Source organism: Streptomyces sp. CNB091, assembly GCF_000377965.1.
Genome location: NZ_KB899001.1, coordinates 245,649 through 261,637, shown reverse-complemented (window position 1 = coordinate 261,637; position 15,989 = coordinate 245,649). Strand labels below are relative to the sequence as shown.

The 15,989-nt window shown below is 70.5% G+C and carries 18 protein-coding genes and 2 pseudogenes; 10 read left to right on the top strand and 10 right to left on the bottom strand.

The window, feature by feature from the left end:
* Window positions 1–11: 11 nt before the first annotated feature.
* Window positions 12–1,169 carry an acyl-CoA dehydrogenase family protein gene (locus tag D581_RS0122080; protein ID WP_018959380.1) on the bottom strand — a complete coding sequence of 386 codons (1,158 nt, stop codon included), beginning with the start codon at window positions 1,167–1,169 and terminating at the stop codon, window positions 12–14.
* A gap of 244 nt (window positions 1,170–1,413) precedes the next feature.
* Here D581_RS0122080 and D581_RS0122075 point away from each other — a divergent pair, with 244 nt between their 5' ends.
* The 4 genes from D581_RS0122075 to D581_RS0122060 all read left to right on the top strand — a co-directional run bounded on the left by D581_RS0122075 (window position 1,414) and on the right by D581_RS0122060 (window position 5,340).
* The gene (locus tag D581_RS0122075; RefSeq protein ID WP_026290781.1) at window positions 1,414–1,755 is read left to right on the top strand and encodes a DUF5713 family protein; all 342 of its coding nucleotides are present in this window, start codon (window positions 1,414–1,416) and stop codon (window positions 1,753–1,755) included.
* Between the two features lie 97 nt (window positions 1,756–1,852).
* On the top strand, window positions 1,853–2,272 hold the full coding sequence (locus D581_RS0122070) for a helix-turn-helix transcriptional regulator (protein ID WP_018959378.1): 420 nt from the start codon (window positions 1,853–1,855) through the stop codon (window positions 2,270–2,272).
* 10 nt (window positions 2,273–2,282) lie between these two features.
* The gene (locus D581_RS0122065) at window positions 2,283–2,696 is read left to right on the top strand and encodes a VOC family protein (RefSeq protein WP_026290780.1); all 414 of its coding nucleotides are present in this window, start codon (window positions 2,283–2,285) and stop codon (window positions 2,694–2,696) included.
* 247 nt (window positions 2,697–2,943) lie between these two features.
* A complete protein-coding gene (locus tag D581_RS0122060; protein ID WP_018959376.1) occupies window positions 2,944–5,340 on the top strand; it encodes an excinuclease ABC subunit UvrA in 2,397 nt (798 codons plus the stop codon).
* A gap of 30 nt (window positions 5,341–5,370) precedes the next feature.
* Here the strand turns inward: D581_RS0122060 and D581_RS0122055 are convergent, their stop codons facing one another.
* Both D581_RS0122055 and D581_RS0122050 read right to left on the bottom strand, forming a co-directional pair.
* Window positions 5,371–5,592, bottom strand: coding sequence for a DUF397 domain-containing protein (locus tag D581_RS0122055; RefSeq protein ID WP_018959375.1), 222 nt, complete (start codon window positions 5,590–5,592; stop codon window positions 5,371–5,373).
* Window positions 5,585–6,382, bottom strand: coding sequence for a helix-turn-helix domain-containing protein (locus D581_RS0122050; protein ID WP_018959374.1), 798 nt, complete (start codon window positions 6,380–6,382; stop codon window positions 5,585–5,587). Before D581_RS0122050 ends, D581_RS0122055 begins: the two co-directional genes overlap by 8 nt.
* A 133-nt stretch (window positions 6,383–6,515) precedes the next feature.
* Here D581_RS0122050 and D581_RS0122045 point away from each other — a divergent pair, with 133 nt between their 5' ends.
* Window positions 6,516–6,860, top strand: coding sequence for a hypothetical protein (locus D581_RS0122045; RefSeq protein ID WP_018959373.1), 345 nt, complete (start codon window positions 6,516–6,518; stop codon window positions 6,858–6,860).
* A gap of 57 nt (window positions 6,861–6,917) precedes the next feature.
* Window positions 6,918–7,484, top strand: a complete 567-nt coding sequence (locus tag D581_RS0122040; RefSeq protein ID WP_020679229.1) for a YciI family protein — start codon at window positions 6,918–6,920, stop codon at window positions 7,482–7,484.
* A 19-nt stretch (window positions 7,485–7,503) separates the two neighbouring features.
* Here the strand turns inward: D581_RS0122040 and D581_RS0122035 are convergent, their stop codons facing one another.
* A complete protein-coding gene (locus tag D581_RS0122035; RefSeq protein ID WP_026290779.1) occupies window positions 7,504–7,998 on the bottom strand; it encodes a hypothetical protein in 495 nt (164 codons plus the stop codon).
* A gap of 27 nt (window positions 7,999–8,025) precedes the next feature.
* On the opposite strand from D581_RS0122035, the gene D581_RS0122030 reads away from it, so the two are divergent.
* Window positions 8,026–8,616 carry a GNAT family N-acetyltransferase gene (locus D581_RS0122030; protein WP_018959370.1) on the top strand — a complete coding sequence of 197 codons (591 nt, stop codon included), beginning with the start codon at window positions 8,026–8,028 and terminating at the stop codon, window positions 8,614–8,616.
* On the opposite strand, the gene D581_RS0122025 is transcribed toward D581_RS0122030, so the two are convergent.
* The 5 genes and pseudogenes from D581_RS0122025 to D581_RS0122010 all read right to left on the bottom strand — a co-directional run bounded on the left by D581_RS0122025 (window position 8,603) and on the right by D581_RS0122010 (window position 11,375).
* Window positions 8,603–9,520, bottom strand: a complete 918-nt coding sequence (locus D581_RS0122025; protein ID WP_018959369.1) for an alpha/beta hydrolase — start codon at window positions 9,518–9,520, stop codon at window positions 8,603–8,605. The genes D581_RS0122030 and D581_RS0122025 overlap by 14 nt on opposite strands.
* Before the next feature lie 228 nt (window positions 9,521–9,748).
* Window positions 9,749–10,366, bottom strand: coding sequence for an eCIS core domain-containing protein (locus D581_RS1000000139935; protein ID WP_018959367.1), 618 nt, complete (start codon window positions 10,364–10,366; stop codon window positions 9,749–9,751).
* Window positions 10,367–10,714: 348 nt separating this feature from the next.
* Window positions 10,715–10,838: pseudogene (locus D581_RS1000000142205) on the bottom strand (SAM-dependent methyltransferase); the annotation flags it as partial.
* Window positions 10,830–10,946, bottom strand: a pseudogene (locus D581_RS1000000142200) (alpha/beta hydrolase); the annotation flags it as partial. The pseudogenes D581_RS1000000142200 and D581_RS1000000142205, both read right to left, overlap by 9 nt.
* Before the next feature lie 150 nt (window positions 10,947–11,096).
* On the bottom strand, window positions 11,097–11,375 hold the full coding sequence (locus D581_RS0122010) for a DUF1905 domain-containing protein (protein WP_018959366.1): 279 nt from the start codon (window positions 11,373–11,375) through the stop codon (window positions 11,097–11,099).
* A 245-nt stretch (window positions 11,376–11,620) separates the two neighbouring features.
* Between D581_RS0122010 and D581_RS0122005 the strand changes: the two genes are divergently transcribed.
* Both D581_RS0122005 and D581_RS0122000 read left to right on the top strand, forming a co-directional pair.
* Window positions 11,621–12,301: a GOLPH3/VPS74 family protein gene (locus tag D581_RS0122005; protein WP_018959365.1), complete on the top strand. Its 681-nt coding sequence runs from the start codon at window positions 11,621–11,623 to the stop codon at window positions 12,299–12,301.
* 125 nt (window positions 12,302–12,426) lie between these two features.
* Window positions 12,427–13,368 carry a hypothetical protein gene (locus tag D581_RS0122000; RefSeq protein WP_026290777.1) on the top strand — a complete coding sequence of 314 codons (942 nt, stop codon included), beginning with the start codon at window positions 12,427–12,429 and terminating at the stop codon, window positions 13,366–13,368.
* A gap of 54 nt (window positions 13,369–13,422) precedes the next feature.
* Here the strand turns inward: D581_RS0122000 and D581_RS0121995 are convergent, their stop codons facing one another.
* Window positions 13,423–14,319, bottom strand: coding sequence for a class I SAM-dependent methyltransferase (locus tag D581_RS0121995; RefSeq protein ID WP_018959363.1), 897 nt, complete (start codon window positions 14,317–14,319; stop codon window positions 13,423–13,425).
* Between the two features lie 177 nt (window positions 14,320–14,496).
* Here D581_RS0121995 and D581_RS0121990 point away from each other — a divergent pair, with 177 nt between their 5' ends.
* Window positions 14,497–15,918: an FG-GAP and VCBS repeat-containing protein gene (locus D581_RS0121990; RefSeq protein WP_486585869.1), complete on the top strand. Its 1,422-nt coding sequence runs from the start codon at window positions 14,497–14,499 to the stop codon at window positions 15,916–15,918.
* The last annotated feature ends 71 nt before the right edge of the window (window positions 15,919–15,989 follow it).

Here is a 15,989-nt window from a genome sequence, read left to right as displayed (position 1 = left end):
AAGGTAATCCCTTACAGGCCCATGGACTTGGCGATGATCGACTTCATGACCTCGCTGGTGCCGCCGTAGATGCGGTTGACCCGGTTGTCCGCGTACAGGCGGGCGATCGGGTACTCGTTCATGAAGCCGTAGCCGCCGTGCAGCTGGAGGCAGCGGTCGATGACGCGGTGGGCGACCTCGGTGCAGAACAGCTTCGCGGAGGCGGCCTCGGCCGCCGTCAGCTCTCCGGCGTCCAGGGCCTCCAGCGCGCGGTCGGCGACGGCCTGGGCCGCGTCCACCTCGGCCTGGCAGGCGGCCAGCTCGAACTTGGTGTTCTGGAACGAGGCGACCGTCTTGCCGAAGACCGTGCGGTCCTGCACGTACTCCTTGGCGAACCGGACGGCGGCCGCGGCCTGGGCGTACGCGCCGAAGGCGATGCCCCAGCGCTCGGAGGCCAGGTTGGTGCCGAGGTAGCCGAAGCCCTTGTTCTCGTCGCCCATGAGGTCCTCGACCGGGACCTTGACGTCGACGAACGCCAGCTCGGCGGTGTCGGAGACTCGCAGGCCCAGCTTGTCGAGCTTACGGCCGACCGAGTAGCCCTCGGACTTCGTGTCGACGGCGAAGAGGGAGATGCCGAAGCGGCGGTCGTCCTCGCGCGGGGCGGCGGTGCGGGCGCAGACGATCACGCGGTCGGCGTGGACGCCGCCGGTGATGAAGGTCTTGGACCCGTTGAGGACGTAGTGCGTGCCGTCCTCGGAGAGCTTGGCGGTGGTCTTCATACCCGCGACGTCCGAGCCGGTGCCCGGCTCCGTCATCGCGAGGGCCCACATCTCCTCGCCGCTCGCGAACTTCGGCAGCCAGCGCTTCTTCTGGTCGCCGGTGGCCAGCATCTTGATGTACGGGAGGCCGAGCAGCGTGTGCACGCCGGAGCCGCCGAAGGAGACGCCCGCGCGGGCGGTCTCCTCGTAGATGACGGCCTCGTACTTGTGCGAGTCGATGCCCGCGCCGCCGTACTCCTCGTCGACCTCGATGCCGAAGATGCCGAGCTCGCCCAGCTTGAGGTAGAAGTCGCGCGGCGCCTGACCCGCGGCGAACCACTCGTCGTAGACCGGCACGACCTCGGCCGCGATGAAGGCGCGGATGGTCTCCCGGAACGCCTCGTGGTCCTCGTTGAATACCGTACGGCGCACGGGATGCCTCCTAGGTCGGCAGTCGATTCGATCGCGTTGTTCTCGTCGTGCTCGGCTAAGCGCTTGCTCAGACTCCCTTTGAAGTTACCCGCCGGTTGAGGCCGCTGTCCAGGGTGATGCTCGGCACGCGGACGCCCGGTGCGCACCGGACCCCCGGCACCCGCGTGCGGCCCGATTGTCAGTGGCGTGGGGGAGTATCGGAACGACGGCGACGGAACGTACGGAACGCATGGGGGAGACCACGGTGACCATCACGAACGAGCGGCTGGCGCAGTACACGTTCCTGGCCCTGCTGTACGAGGACGACTACTTCCCCGACCACCTCCTGGACAAGGGCACGGCGGTCCTGCGCGCCCTCTGCGAGCGGATCGAGGCCGAGGAGCCCGCGGACCTCACCGCCCTGTACGCCCTGACCGCCCCGCCGACCCGGGCCTTCAACGACCTGGAGGCGGAGTTCGAGGCGGCGGGCAGCGAGATCGAGACGGTCGCCCGCGAGGAGATAGGCGAGGCCTTCTGGATCATCGCGACGGCGTACGGCTTCGTGGACGCGGACCCGGAGAAGCTGATCGCCGAGCGCGAGTGGTGACCGGGCCCCTTTTCCGCGGGAGGGGCCGGGCGCCGGCGGCCGTGGGAGGGTGAAGAGGTGGGGGGTGAAGAGGTGGGGAGGGTGAAGGAGTGTGGCTGTGAGGCTGGAGGACCTGGCCCGGTTGCGCCGGGCCCGCGACCGCATGGACCGCGAGTACGCCGAACCGCTCGACGTGCCCTCGCTGGCCCGGGACGCCCTGATGTCGGCGGGCCACTTCTCCCGCAGCTTCCGGGCGGCCTTCGGAGAGACCCCGTACAGCTATCTCATGACCCGCCGCATCGAGCGGGCCAAGGCCCTGCTGCGCCGGGGCGACCTGTCGGTCACGGACGTCTGCTTCGCCGTCGGCTGTACGTCGCTCGGCTCGTTCAGCTCCCGCTTCACGGAGCTGGTCGGGGAGAGCCCGAGCGCCTACCGGGCCCGCCCCCACGACGCGGGCGAGACCATCCCGGCGTGCGTGGCCAAGATGCTCACCCGACCGGTCAGGAATGGAGAAGCGGATCGCAAGCCCCGCCCGTAGCGTGAAACGCATGAACATCAACCTCTCGCAGTGCTTCATCGCCGTCGACGACCACGACAAGGCGCTCGCCTTCTACCGCGACGCCCTGGGAATGGAGGTGCGCAACGACGTCGGATTCGAAGGCATGCGCTGGGTGACCGTAGGGTCCCCCGCACAGCCGGACGTGGAGATCGTCCTCGAACCCCCGCTCGCGGACCCGAACGCCCCGGAAGCCGACCGCCGGACCATGGCCGAGCTGCTCGCCAAGGGCATGCTGCGCGGCGTCATCCTCTCCTCCGAGGATGTCGACGCGGCCTTCGAGAAGGTCCGCGCGGCGGGCGGCGAGGTGCTCCAGGAGCCGATCGACCAGCCGTACGGCGTCCGCGACTGCGCCTTCCGCGACCCCTCCGGCAACATGCTCCGCATCACCCAGGCCAAGAAGTAGCACCAGCACCAGCCCGTGAGAGGCCGAGGCCGAAAGAGGCCCCGGCCCTCACGCACGACCAGTAGGCTCCGCGCACCAGCGGGCCGCCCGTACCAGCCGCACCACCTGTCACGAGCCGCACCAGCCGCACCACCCGCCACGAGCCGCACCACCCGCCACGAGCCGCACCAGCAAGGCCCCCGCACCGCACCCAACGGGCTCCACGCATCAGCAGGTCCCGCGCACCAGTAATGGAGAGACGACGAGCATGGCTCCGCGAACGAAGACCGAGCAGCCGCCCGCGCCGCACGCCGCCGACAGCCACGACCTGATCCGTGTGCACGGTGCGCGGGAGAACAACCTGAAGGACGTCAGCATCGAGCTCCCGAAGCGCCGGCTGACGGTGTTCACCGGAGTCTCCGGCTCGGGCAAGAGCTCGCTGGTCTTCGCCACGATCGCCGCCGAGTCCCAGCGGCTGATCAACGAGACCTACCCCGCCTTCGTCCAGGGCTTCATGCCCACGCAGGCGCGACCCGACGTCGACGTCCTCGACGGACTGACGACCGCGATCATCGTCGACCAGCAGCGCATGGGCAGCGACCCCCGCTCCACGGTCGGCACCGCCACCGACGCCAACGCCATGCTGCGCATCCTCTTCAGCCGGCTGGGCAAGCCGCACATCGGCCCGCCCGGCGCGTTCGCCTTCAACGTCCCCTCGGTGACGGCGAGCGGCGCGATCACGGTCGAGCGGGGCAACAAGAAGGCGGTCAAGGCGACCTTCAGCCGCACCGGCGGCATGTGCAACCGCTGCGAGGGCCGCGGCTCGGTCTCCGACATCGACCTCACCCAGCTCTACGACGACTCCAAGTCGATCGCCGAGGGCGCGTTCACCATCCCCGGCTGGAAGTCGGACAGCTGGTGGACCGTGCGGACGTACGCGGAGTCGGGCTTCCTGGACCCGGACAAGCCGATCGCCAAGTTCACCAAGAAGGAGATGCAGGACTTCCTCTACCGGGAGCCGACCAAGGTGAAGGTCGAGGGCGCGAACCTCACCTTCGAAGGGCTGATCCCCAAGATCCAGAAGTCGTTCCTCTCCAAGGACCGCGAGTCGATGCAGCCCCACATCCGGGAGTTCGTCGACCGCGCGGTCACTTTCACCACCTGCCCCGAGTGCGAGGGGACCCGGCTCACCGAGGGCGCCCGCTCCTCGAAGATCGACAAGATCTCGATCGCCGACGCCTGCGCGATGGAGATTCGCGACCTCGCGGAATGGGTCCGCGGCCTCGACGAACCCTCGGTCGCACCGCTCCTCGAAGCCCTCCAGCAGACCCTGGACTCCTTCGTGGAGATCGGCCTCGGCTACCTCGCCCTGGACCGCCCCTCCGGCACCCTGTCCGGCGGTGAGGCGCAGCGCGTCAAGATGATCCGCCACCTCGGCTCCTCGCTCACCGACGTCACGTACGTCTTCGACGAGCCCACCATCGGCCTGCACCCGCACGACATCCGGCGCATGAACGACCTCCTGCTGCGCCTGCGCGACAAGGGCAACACCGTCCTGGTCGTGGAGCACAAGCCCGAGGCCATCGCCATCGCCGACCACGTGGTCGACCTCGGCCCCGGGGCCGGCACGGCGGGCGGCACCGTCTGCTTCGAGGGCACCCTGGACGGACTCCGCGCCTCCGACACCGTCACCGGCCGCCACCTGGACGACCGGGCCGTCCTCAAGGACGAGGTGCGCAAGTCCACCGGCGCGCTGGAGATCCGCGGCGCGACCTCGCACAACCTCCGCGACGTCGATGTCGACATCCCGCTCGGCGTGCTCACCGTCATCACCGGAGTCGCCGGCTCCGGAAAGAGCTCGCTCGTCCACGGTTCGATCCCGGCGGGCGAGAACGTCATCTCGGTCGACCAGAGCCCCATCAAGGGTTCCCGCCGCAGTAACCCGGCGACGTACACGGGCCTCCTGGAGCCGATCCGCAAGGCCTTCGCCAAGGCCAACGGCGTGAAGCCCGCCCTGTTCAGCGCCAACTCCGAGGGCGCCTGCCCCACCTGCAACGGCGCGGGCGTCATCTTCACCGACCTCGGCATGATGGCGAGCGTCTCCAGCCCCTGCGAGGACTGCGAGGGCAAGCGGTTCCAGGCCTCGGTCCTGGACTACCACCTGGGGGGCCGCGACATCAGCGAGGTCCTCGCGATGTCGGTCGCCCAGGCCGAGGAGTTCTTCGGCTCCGGCGAGGCGGCCATCCCGGCCGCGCACAAGATCCTCGACCGCCTCGTGGACGTCGGCCTGGGCTACCTGAGCCTCGGCCAGCCGCTCACCACCCTGTCCGGCGGCGAACGCCAACGCCTGAAGCTGGCCACGCACATGGCCGACAAGGGCGGCGACCGTCAGGTCCTCGTACTGGACGAACCGACCACCGGTCTGCACCTCGCCGACGTGGAGCAGCTCCTCGGCCTCCTGGACCGGCTGGTCGACTCCGGAAAGTCGGTGATCGTCATCGAACACCACCAGGCGGTGATGGCCCACGCCGACTGGATCATCGACCTCGGCCCCGGCGCCGGCCACGACGGCGGCCAGATCGTCTTCGAGGGCACCCCGGCCGACCTGGTGGCCGACCGCTCCACGCTGACGGGCGAGCACCTGGCGGAGTACGTGGGGGAGTGAGGCGCCGGGCCCTCTCCGCCTGACCTTCGGTCAGGCGGAGAGGGCCCCGCTCTTGACGGCGTCCACGAAGGAGGCCCACCCGGCGGCGGGGATGAGCAGGGCGGGCCCGCCGGGGACCTTGGAGTCGCGGACGGGGACGGCGGTGGGGTGGTGGTCCTGGACTTCGAGGCAGCTGCCGCCGTCACCGTTGCTGTAGGACGACTTGCGCCAGTCATTGAGGAGCGACGTCGGCGGGACGGTTTCGCTATCCATGGTCTCTGAAGCCCTTCGATGTCGCCTTCATCGCTGCCAGCGACTCCTTCAGCGGCAGCGCGTCGCTCAGGCTGAGAGTGTAGTCGCCCTGGAACGCCTCGACCACGGACGGCGAATCGTGCAGCTTGCCCATCCGCAACCCTTCGCTGTAGGCGACCGGAGGCTGGTCGTCGAACCACATCAACGTCAGCATCCCGTCCAGCAACGGGTGATACCCGAGGCCCAGCGGAATCACATGCGTGCGGATGCGTTCCGATTCCGTCAGGGCGACGATGTGGTCGATCTGCTCAGCCATGACTGCGGCACCGCCGACTGGGCGTCGTAGTACTGCCTCATCGAGTACTGCCCAGACCACAGGCGTGACCAGGTTTTTGAGGATTTCGGCGCGCTTCAGGCGTGCGACAACCACCCTGTCACGTTCGGTGGGACTCATCGAGGGGGACGACCTGCCGATAACCGCGCGGGCGTACGCCTCGGTCTGAAGAATTCCCGGAACCAGCGAGGGCGCGAACTCACGGATGACCGCCGCTTGCTGCTCAAGGTGTTGCACAGGTGCAAAGTAGTCCGCGACCGCGTCCTTGTCCGCGCCAGGCCGGAAGGTGGTCAGCACGTCGCCCGTTCCCAGGGCCATGTCGAGCCGCCGGGCATCCTCCTCGCTCGGCATGCGACGCCCCGCCTCGATGTGCGAGATATGCGACCGCGTCATCAACGCCAGGTCCGCAAGCTGCTGCTGTGTCAGCCCGGCCGCCTCTCGCTGGGCCTTCAACCACTTGCCATAGGTATTACTCACAGCCAACTCCCGTGCGACGAACGCGATGTCACCACAAACCCCCTGGCGAGCCTAGCCGTACCGCTCGCACGCTGTGAGTGGATCGCTACGCAGCGAAGAATTCACCCCCACCGTGCACGGAGTTGACGCCCCCATGAACGAACAGCCCCAGAACACCGCGCGCCTGCTCCCCTGGGCCGGAACGGAAGGCAGGCCCTGCTACGTAGCCGGCGACGGCAACGGCAAGGTCTCGCGGGAGGCCGACAAGGTCGAGGCCATGCAGCTCGACATGGCGTACGAACTCCTCGACCACGCCGACGACATGGTCGCGGACGACGGGTCCACGGCCGTCCAGCTCCGCCATGTCGCCGCCGCCCTGGCGCACTCCCTGCGGGACGTCCACCGGGTCGCCCGGAGCCGGGGCCTCAGGCTGGGGATTCCCGATGCCTTCGAGCCCGATCACCCGTCGGGCCCTGGGCTGGTCCGGCTGCGGCCGTGAGACGTGGGCGTGGGCGGTCGTCCGGGCACGCTCCGGGCGCTCCGATACGGTCGCGACATGCCGTTCTACGTTCATGCTGAGGACCAGCCGGCTGTCGCCGACCAGTTGATGGAGCTGTCCGAGGAGCACTGGTCCTACATGGACCGCTTCGACAGTCGGCTGATACTCCGCGGACCCACCCTGTCCGACGACGGGGAGGAGCACACGGGGAGCGTCCACGTCGTCGACCTCGCCGACCGTGCCGCCGCCGAGCGGTTCGCGACCGAGGAGCCGTTCTGGAAGGCCGGTCTCTACCGGACGTTCACGGCGGTCGCGACGGTGGTGCTGCTGCGCCGCGAACCGGCGGCGGATGCCCCGTACACGCTGATCACCGCTTGGTGGCCTGCGCGGGTCCGTGCCTCGGGCCCGGTCGAGCAGGGGCTGCTGGGCGCGGAGCCGGACGGGCGACTGAGCTTCGTGGCTGTTCTGGTCGACGACGAGGGAGCCCGCACGAGGGGAGTGGTCGCGGCCGTGCAAGCGTTCCCGGATGAGGCGCAGCGCCTGGTCCAGCCGTTCGCGGAGCAGCTCGCCGGTGGACCCACGCCCCTCGGTGCGCAGCGCTGGCAGCGCGGCGGACGCTCCTGAGAGGGCGGAAAACGGGCGCTCAGACCCCGGCCGCACAGAACACGCACACGTCCCAGAACGGCAAAGCGTCCAGCACCCGGTGACGTACGCACGAGGCCATCGCGGCGCTCTCCGGCCCGGGCAGAGCAGCCGCGTCGGCCTTCGCTGTCGCAGGGTCGAACTCCTCCACCATTGACCGGTACGTGCGCAGGTAACCCTCGGCGCGGGGAGGCTCGTACGTCAGTTCCTCCCACCGGTGGCGGGAGAGCGCCAGATCGAGGACGCGGAGCAGGAAGTCCTTCGCCGCGGCCCGCTCCTGCGGAGTGTCCCCCCAGTCGAGGTCCGCCAGGCCGAAGCCGACCACCCCGCGCCCCATGATGCTCTGGTCCTGGAGTGTCAGCAGGGCGGCGAAGCGGAAGTCCCACGGGTCGTGGGCGAGCGTGGACACGGCGAGCATCAGCACGTCCACGAACACCGCCGTGCCGCCGTTGGTCATCTCCAGGTATCGGCCGTTACCGCCGTGGAACGTGTTCATGCAGGGAGCGTAAGGAGAATGGGAGCCATGACCCGAGTCCTGTCGACACCGCCCGCGATGATCTCCGGCTGCCTCGCCGGTGCTCCGCAACCCGTGCTTCCGGTAAGCGGCGGCGACGGCCTGCTGCTGCGCCCCTGGGGACGGACCGACGCGGCGGCGTTCCTCTCCGCCTACCGGGACGAGGAGACCCGCCGCTGGCACACGCACCGGCCCTCGACCGAGGCCCAGGTCCGGGAGTGGTTCGAGGGGTACGGGCAGGACTGGGAGCGGGAGAAGGGCTGCCACTGGGCCGTCGCCCGCGACAGTGGCGAGGTGCTCGGCCGGATGGCGTTGCGCGGCCTGGACTTCGACGACGGCGTCGCGAACGTCGCGTACTGGGTGCTCCCGGCCGCACGCGGCGTGGGGGTCGCCTCCCGCGCACTCGCGGCGGTCAGCGCGTGGGCGCTGGACGACATCGGCTTCCACCGGCTGGAGTTGGACCACTCGACGCGTAACCACGCCTCGTGCGGGGTCGCTACGAAGGCCGGCTACCGCCTGGAGGGCACCAAGCGCGACGCGGCCGTGCATGACGACGGCCGGCACGACATGCATCTGCACGCCCGGGTCAGGGGCGACTGATCCTGTCGCGCAGCCAGGAGTGGATGCCTTCGAGCGCCGTTGCGGCCAGGGCGGTGGGGTGGCCGGTGAAGCCGTGGGGCGACTCGGGATAGACGCGCAGCTCCACGCTGTTGCCGGCCGCCGACAAGCGGCCGGCCAGCGTCAGGTTGTCCTCCAGCAGTACGTCCTCGCTTCCCACGACCAGCAGGGCCGGGGGGAGCCCGCCCAGGTCGGCGTAGAGGGGCGAGATGTCGGGAAGGGTGCGGTCGGCGACCTGGCCGACGTAGGCCTGGATGAAGTACTCGTCCGCGATGCGGCGGCCGCCGGGGGTCTGTGCGCTCAGGTCGTAGGTGCCGAAGCGCAGCGCGGCCCCTGCGAACCGGTCGACGACGCCCCGGTCGCGTAGCCGGAGCAAGGTCGCCAGGGCGAGGGTGGCCCCGGCCGAGCTTCCGCCGATCGCGAGTCGGGAGGTCCCGAAACGGGCCTCGGCCTCTTCGACGAGCCAGAGCGCAACCGCTTCGCAGTCGTCGGGCGCGGCCGGCCAGGGGTGCTCGGGCGCGAGCCGGTAGTCGACGCCGACGACGGCGATCTGGAGCGCGTCCGCGAGTTCGCGGTGGCGTTCGTCGCCCTGCGCCGCGGAGCCCATGTAGAAGCCGCCGCCGTGGATGCCCAGGTAGACAGCGCGGGGCGGGCCGCCAGCAGGGAGGAAGATCCGGACCGGGACCCGTACGCCGCCGGCTTCGACCGTCTCCTCGACGGCAGGCGGCACGGCGGCACGAGGAGCGGGCTTCTTCGCGCGGGCCTCCTTCAGCTCCCCGTACGAGCCGGGCCCCCGGCCTGCCACCCTCGACCGGTAGAAGGCGCGGGCCTCGGCGACCTGCTCGGCCGGCACGTCGACCAGCAGTGCTTCCAGCGCGAATCGCACGTGTCGCTCCTCGTCATCCATCCGGGTCGCACCGGGATGCTATCGGCGCTGCCGCGAGGCTGGGAGGCCTCGCTCAGGGGGCGGTAGCGGTCGAGCCCTACTGGTCGCGCTGCTCCCGCTCGCCAGTCACGCTGCAGCGCGCGTTGGCAAGGCCGTAGGGAACGATGACCTCGACGGCTCCTCCCGGCTCGCCCGACTGCAGGACCATGTTCCTGTCCGCGAGTGACGTCATGAGGTCCTGGCCCTGGTCGTGTAGACGTCCCCGTCGGCGTCGAAGTAGGGCTCCGCGTTCTCTTCTCCCCCTGCGCGCTGCACGAAGGAGCCCGTTCGTGCCGTGGCCTCTGTGGCCCGCTCCGCGTCGGCGGTGCGGCTCCGCTGCACCGCTGGTGCCCGCATGACCGCGGTCGCGTTGGCCTCCGCGGCGCGCTCGAAGGCGTCGGACGGGTCGGAGACCTTCAGTCCGGATCCATTGTCGGTGCCGGTGACAGGCCCTTCACGTTGCTGGATGACGTGGGTGAGTTCGTGGGCCAGGGTGTGCTTGTCCGCACCACCGTCACCTATGACGACGTGGTTGCCCGAGGTGTACGCGCGAGCACCGATCCCGGCGGCGGACTCCCGGGCGGCGGTGCCGGTGTGCAGGCGGACGTCGGAGAAATCGGTGTTGAACCGGCTCTCCATATCGTCCTTGAGCGGGCCATCCATGGGACGCCCCGGGGACCGGAGCACGTTGTGGACGGTGGAGCGCTGCACGTCGTCGGTCGCGGCCTCGCCCGGGCCGGACCGGGCCGACTCCTCCTCCCGTTCCCGTAGGCGATTGACCGCCGCGTTGCCGAGGGTGGGCTGCAACGCGAGGAGAGGCGCGGAGGCAGGGGTCCCGACGCCGCCGCCCGGAAGGCGGGCCGGAACCGCAGGCCGGGCCCGGCCCTGCGAAGGACTGTCGACCGGCTCTTTTCCCGAGGCATGAGCACGCACAGAGGGAGTTCCTTCGTCGCATCGATGGCTATCCTCCCCAGACTGCGCCACCCCGTGCGCCCGGCGAAAGGTACGGCAGGGCAGCACACCGTGCCCCAGGGGGCCGGGCGGTGTTGCCTGCCGCTCCCGGCCCACCGGCTTCCGGCGTGGACCTCCGGCACGAACGCGCCCCGGCGGCACGAACGCGCCCCGGCTGCGAGGGAACCGCCCCGGCCCTCCGGCTCAGCCGCCCTGGACGGGCCGGGCCATCCACGTCTCGCGGGTCGACCGTACGACGAGGTCGTCCCGGTGGCGTACGTCCTCGGAGACCGCCGTCGATGAGCCGGTCGAGCGCGGTCAGCTCCTCGTACGGGCCGGGCCCCCGGCCTGCCACCCTCGACCGGTAGAAGGCACGAGCCTCGGCGACCTGCTCGGCCGACACGTCGACCAGCAGTGCTTCCAGCGCGAATCGCACGCGTCGCTCCTCATCCGTCGTCCTGGCTGCCCCTGCCTGCCCCTGCCTGCCCCTGCCTGCCCGGCAGCCAATGCAGCGGCGGATCGTGGGGCCCGGTTCGTCACCGCCGCGGTGATCGCCGCTGTCACGCCAGGGCGGCCGATCCGGAGGTCAAACGTCCACCCGCTCCTCCAGGAGGACGGTCACGATGTCCCCTTCCTCCTTGCCGATCGCCTTGCGTACATCGGCCTTCACCGGCAACTTGTGAGTGCCGTCGCCCAGGGCCATGAACGAACTGCGGAACGGCTGACCGTCGATGCTGCCCCGGACTTTCACCAGGCCGCGGGTGCCGAAGAACTCGGCCGACTCGGGCCACACGACGTAGGTCCAGCCACCCTTCTCCGGACTCTTCCGCAGGGTCGCGGTGAACTGCTTGTTCAGCTTGTTCATCGTGCTGTTCATCGTTGATACCGCCTGTCCAGGAGCTTGCGCTGAGAAGGGGCTGTCGCCGTTGCCGTTCACCAGTAGGACCGAGGCGGGCGGGAAAACTCATCGGGGGCAAACGACGACCGACGGACCCTTCATGACGTCTGTCATGAGCAGTGGTGACAGCCCACACCGCCCTGCCCGCTCTCCGCGGGGCAGGCTTGGGTGGGAGAGCCGGGTACATCCGACGCCGACGGTGGGACACGACCATGCAGACCGAGAACGAGATGCTCATCGTCGAAGACCTGACGCTGCTGATGATGGACGACAGGTCCGGAGCCATCGCGGGGGCGGGCACGCTGTACTACGCGCTGGGCGGCGCGGTCCTCGTCGAGCTGGGCCTCGCAGGCCGGATCAGGGCCGACGCAGACGACAAGGGGCTGAACGGCGTGAAGGTCCACGCCGTGGCCGGTCCTGCTTCGTCCGATCCGCTGCTCCGGGCCGCCCACGCGAAGGTCGGGGAGCACGTGCGCGGCGTACAGACGCTGCTGATCGAGATCGGTACGGGGGTGGTCACACGGGAGACGGTCCTCGACCGGCTCGTCGAGCGGGGCGTGCTGCGCCGGGAGACCAGGAAGACGCTGGGCCTGTTCCGTACGACGTCGACGACGGTCGCGGACACCGGATACAAGAAGGCCCTGGTGGAGAAGGTCAGGGCCGTCCTGATCGACGGCGCGGAACCCGACGCCCGTACGGCGGCACTGGTCGGACTGCTCTCCGCGAGCGGCACCCTGCCGACCCTGCACCGCTCCATCCCGTGGTCCGGCAAGGTCTACAAGCGGGCGAAGGAACTGGAGCGGAGCAGTTGGGGTGCGGAGGCGGTGCACGCCGCGGTGATGCGGACCGTGGCGGCGGTCTCCGCGGGCACGGTCGCCGCGGTCACCACGTAAGCGGAGCGCGCCGCTCTGTTGGAAGCCGCCGCATCCGGGCCCGAGGCTCCTTCTGTGAATCTGCTAGCGTCGTGGCGTGCCGCATCGCATGGCGGTCTTCCCTCCTTTCCCTCCAGAGGATCGCCATGTCTTTTTCACCTGCCGTGCGCACTTTCCGCCGCAGCGACCGTCACCAGCTGACCGACCTGGTGAACCGCCATGCCGCCGCGGTGCTTCCCGGCGTCAGTACCTCGGTCAACACCGTCCTGAGCAGCCTTGAGGCGCGTCCCGACGAGTACGTCGTCGATCCGTGGGTCGCGGAGCGCCTCACGCTCGTGACCGAGCAACGCGGCCGCGTCGTCGCGGCGGCCCATCTGCACCGCTACCGCGACGAGCCGGACGTCGGCCCCGACTACCGGGGAGCCGCAGCCATCCAATGGGTCGTGCACCATCCCGGCGACGGCGACGGCGACGGCGACACCGTCTCCTCGGACGCGGCGGATCTTCTGCTCTCCGCGTGCCTGGCGACCGCCGCCCGCTGGCAGGCTCGCAGCGTCCACGCCGACGGAACGCTTCCCTGCCCGGGGGTGTACGGCGTACCCGATGCGTGGCCGCACGTCCGCTCAGCGCTGGAGCGGGCAGGGTTCGTGCACACGGGTGCCACGGAGGTGCTGCTGCTCGCCGAGGTGAGCGACCTTCCCGACACCGGTGAGCAGCCCGGCCGGGAAAGTCCGACCCTTCGGCGCACGCTCGGCTCCCTCGGCACCCGCTTCACCGCCCTCGCCGGTGACCGCGTGCTGGGCCACCTGGAGCTGGACACCACGCTTGACCGCCCCGAACGCGTCGGTCGTGGCGGCGGGTTGGCGGAGTTGGCCGATGTCGATCTGGACACCGACGCTCCGGAGGGGGCCGAGAAGACCCTGGCCCGGCTGCTCGCCCAGGCCCGGGACTGGCTGACTCTCTGCGGCATCGATCGCCTCATCACCTGCGCGTACCCCGAGGACCTCGACGAGATCGACGCCCTGCACCGCCACGGCTTCCGCGAGGTCACGCGGACGGCGCGGGGATGGGAGCTGCGCACCGTCTGAGACCTGACCGGGACCGGGGGGACCGGGCCGGACCGGGCCGGGCGGGCCCCGGCGTCAGGCGGGGCGGCGGGCGGGGCGGCGGGCCATCCAGGTCTCACGGGTCGACCGTACGACGAGGTCGTCCCGGTGACGTACGTCCTCAGGACCGCCGTCGATGAGCCGGTCGAGCGCGGCCAGGTCCTCCGGCGAGACGCGCCCGACCAGGTTGTCGCGGATGCGCTCGAAGACGAGGTGGGCGTACCGGCCCGCCCCCTCGGGCAGCGGGGCGCGCAGCTCCCACGGCTCGGCGCGTTCCTGCTCGACGGAGAAGCCGGCGGCCGCCAGCAGCGAGCCCCAGTCGGCTCCCCGGTGCGGCAACTGCTCGGCATGCAGGCCGTCGAGGGCCGCCCGGCAGCGGCGCTCCAGCGCGCCCGCCTTCCCGCCCTCCGGCAGGAAGGTCGGCATCCCGTCCACCTCCGCGACGGCCAGCAGCCCGCCGGGGCGCAGCGCGGCGCGGATGCCGGCCAGGGCGGTGGCGGGGTCGTCCAGGTGGTGCAGGGACGCCGACGCCCAGACGAGGTCGGCGTCGACGACCCCGGGCAGCCCCGCGCCGGCGTCGGCCTCCAGAGTGTGCACGCGGTCGCCGAGCCCGCGGGCCCGGGCCGCCGAGGCGAGCCGCTCCAGCATCTCGGGGGAGCTGTCGACGGCGGTCGCCCGGGCGGTGGGGAAACGCTCCAGCAGGGCGAACGTGCCGGTCCCGGTGCCCGAGCCGAGGTCGACGATGTTCCGGACGTCATCACCGGCGAGGCAGGCGATACGGCCGGTGAGCGCGGTCAGGTGGGGCGCGAAGAGGGCGGCGTCGAGGTCGAGGATCTCGGGGAGACCGTTCGGCGTCGCGGTGGGGTCGTGGGAGTGAGCCGCATGACCGTGCTGGTGCTGGTGCTGGTGCTGGTGTTCGTGTTCGTGAGCCATGAAATCGAGGGTACGGGTTCTTGCGCCAGATGCATGTCGGCTTGCCAATAACGCAAGAAGATGACGCCGGAGCCACCCTCCGACGCAAAGGGATCGGTCCCGAAGTACACAACCATTCGCGGCACGGATGGTCTTCCTCAGCAGTGAGCACGTGCGCACATCAGGGGGATGAACGCGATGAAGACTTCTCGACTCCGTACCGCTTCGGCGATCTTCGTGACGCTCGCGACCACGGCTGCCGCCGCACCGGCCTTCTCCGGTATGGCGGTGGCAGCCGCGCCGGTGGCCGCCGCGCGTCAACAGGTCGACTTCAACGGGGACGGATACCAGGACATGTACGCCTCGGTGCCGGACGGGACCGTGTCCGGCCTCAAGAAGGCCGGGTACCTGGTGGTCTACCCGGGCGACGCGAAGGGCGTCAGCCCGGCACGCCACCGGGTGATCAACCAGAACACGTCCGGGGTTCCCGGCACGGCCGCCGCGAACGCCCGCTTCGGCGCGGGAACGCCCGCCGACATCGACCGGGACGGGTACACCGACCTGCTGGTCTCGGCCGGCAACGGCCCGCGGGTCATCCTGTTCGGCGGCAGGAGCGGCCTCGGCACCCGGGCCGTCGTGTACCGGGGCCAGGGGTACGCGGTGGGCGACTTCGACGGCGACGGCCGGACGGACGCGGCCGGCATCGACCGCACCGAGTGGGTCGGAAAGATCGTGTTGGACGAGAACATCGGCGCGGACGGCTCGGTCGGCAGCACGCGCACGGCGCTCACCGCCAACGGCGTCACCGTCTTCGAGCGAGTGCAGGTCGTGGACGTGAACAACGACGGCAAGGACGATCTGCTGGTGAGCAGTGGCTGCGACGACGAGCCGGACTGCGGCGGGCGGTCGCTGTACCTGTCGACGGGTACGGGCTTCACCCACACGCCCATCGTCACCGCGCCTGGGACGTACTTGAAGCACTCCACGGTGACGGTCGGTTCGGTCAACGGCGACGCCTACCCGGACCTGGTCTTCACCCGCCGGCCCACCGGCATGGACAGCGACCTGGACTTCCCGAGCAAGGGTGGCGCGGTGGCGGTCGTCCTCGGAGGCCCCAAGGGCCAGAACACCGCCGTGAAACCGAAGTGGATCACCCAGGCCACCGCAGGCGTGCCGGGTGCGGACGAGACGGGCGACGACCTGGGCGCGAGCGCCTCGGTGGGAGACCTGGACGGCGACGGCTACGGCGAGGTCGTCGTCGGCCTGCCGGGCGAGGACGTGGGCCCGGCCAAGGACGCCGGCGGGGTCCTGGTCTTCAAGGGCCGCGCCTCGGGCATCACGGCCGCCGGCACGAAGGTGATCGGCCAGTCCACGGCGAACGTCCCCGGAGTCGACGAGAACGGCGACGCGTTCGGCGGCGAGGTCCACGTAGTGGCCCCGGCCAAGGGCGTACCGGCCACGCTGGCGGTGGCGGCCCTCGGGGAGAACATCAACCAGGGCGGCGTCTGGCTCTTCAAGGGCAGCCGCACGGGCCCGGCGGTGAAGGGCAGCGTCTCCTTCGGCGAGTCGAGCCTGGGCGTGAAGCCGTCGGCGGTCCGCTTCGGGGGCTGGCTGGGGTGAGGCGTTCCTTGCTCCCGATCCGCTTGCCGCGCAGCAGGAGCAGGGCGGCAAGCGGATCGAGGACGGCGAGC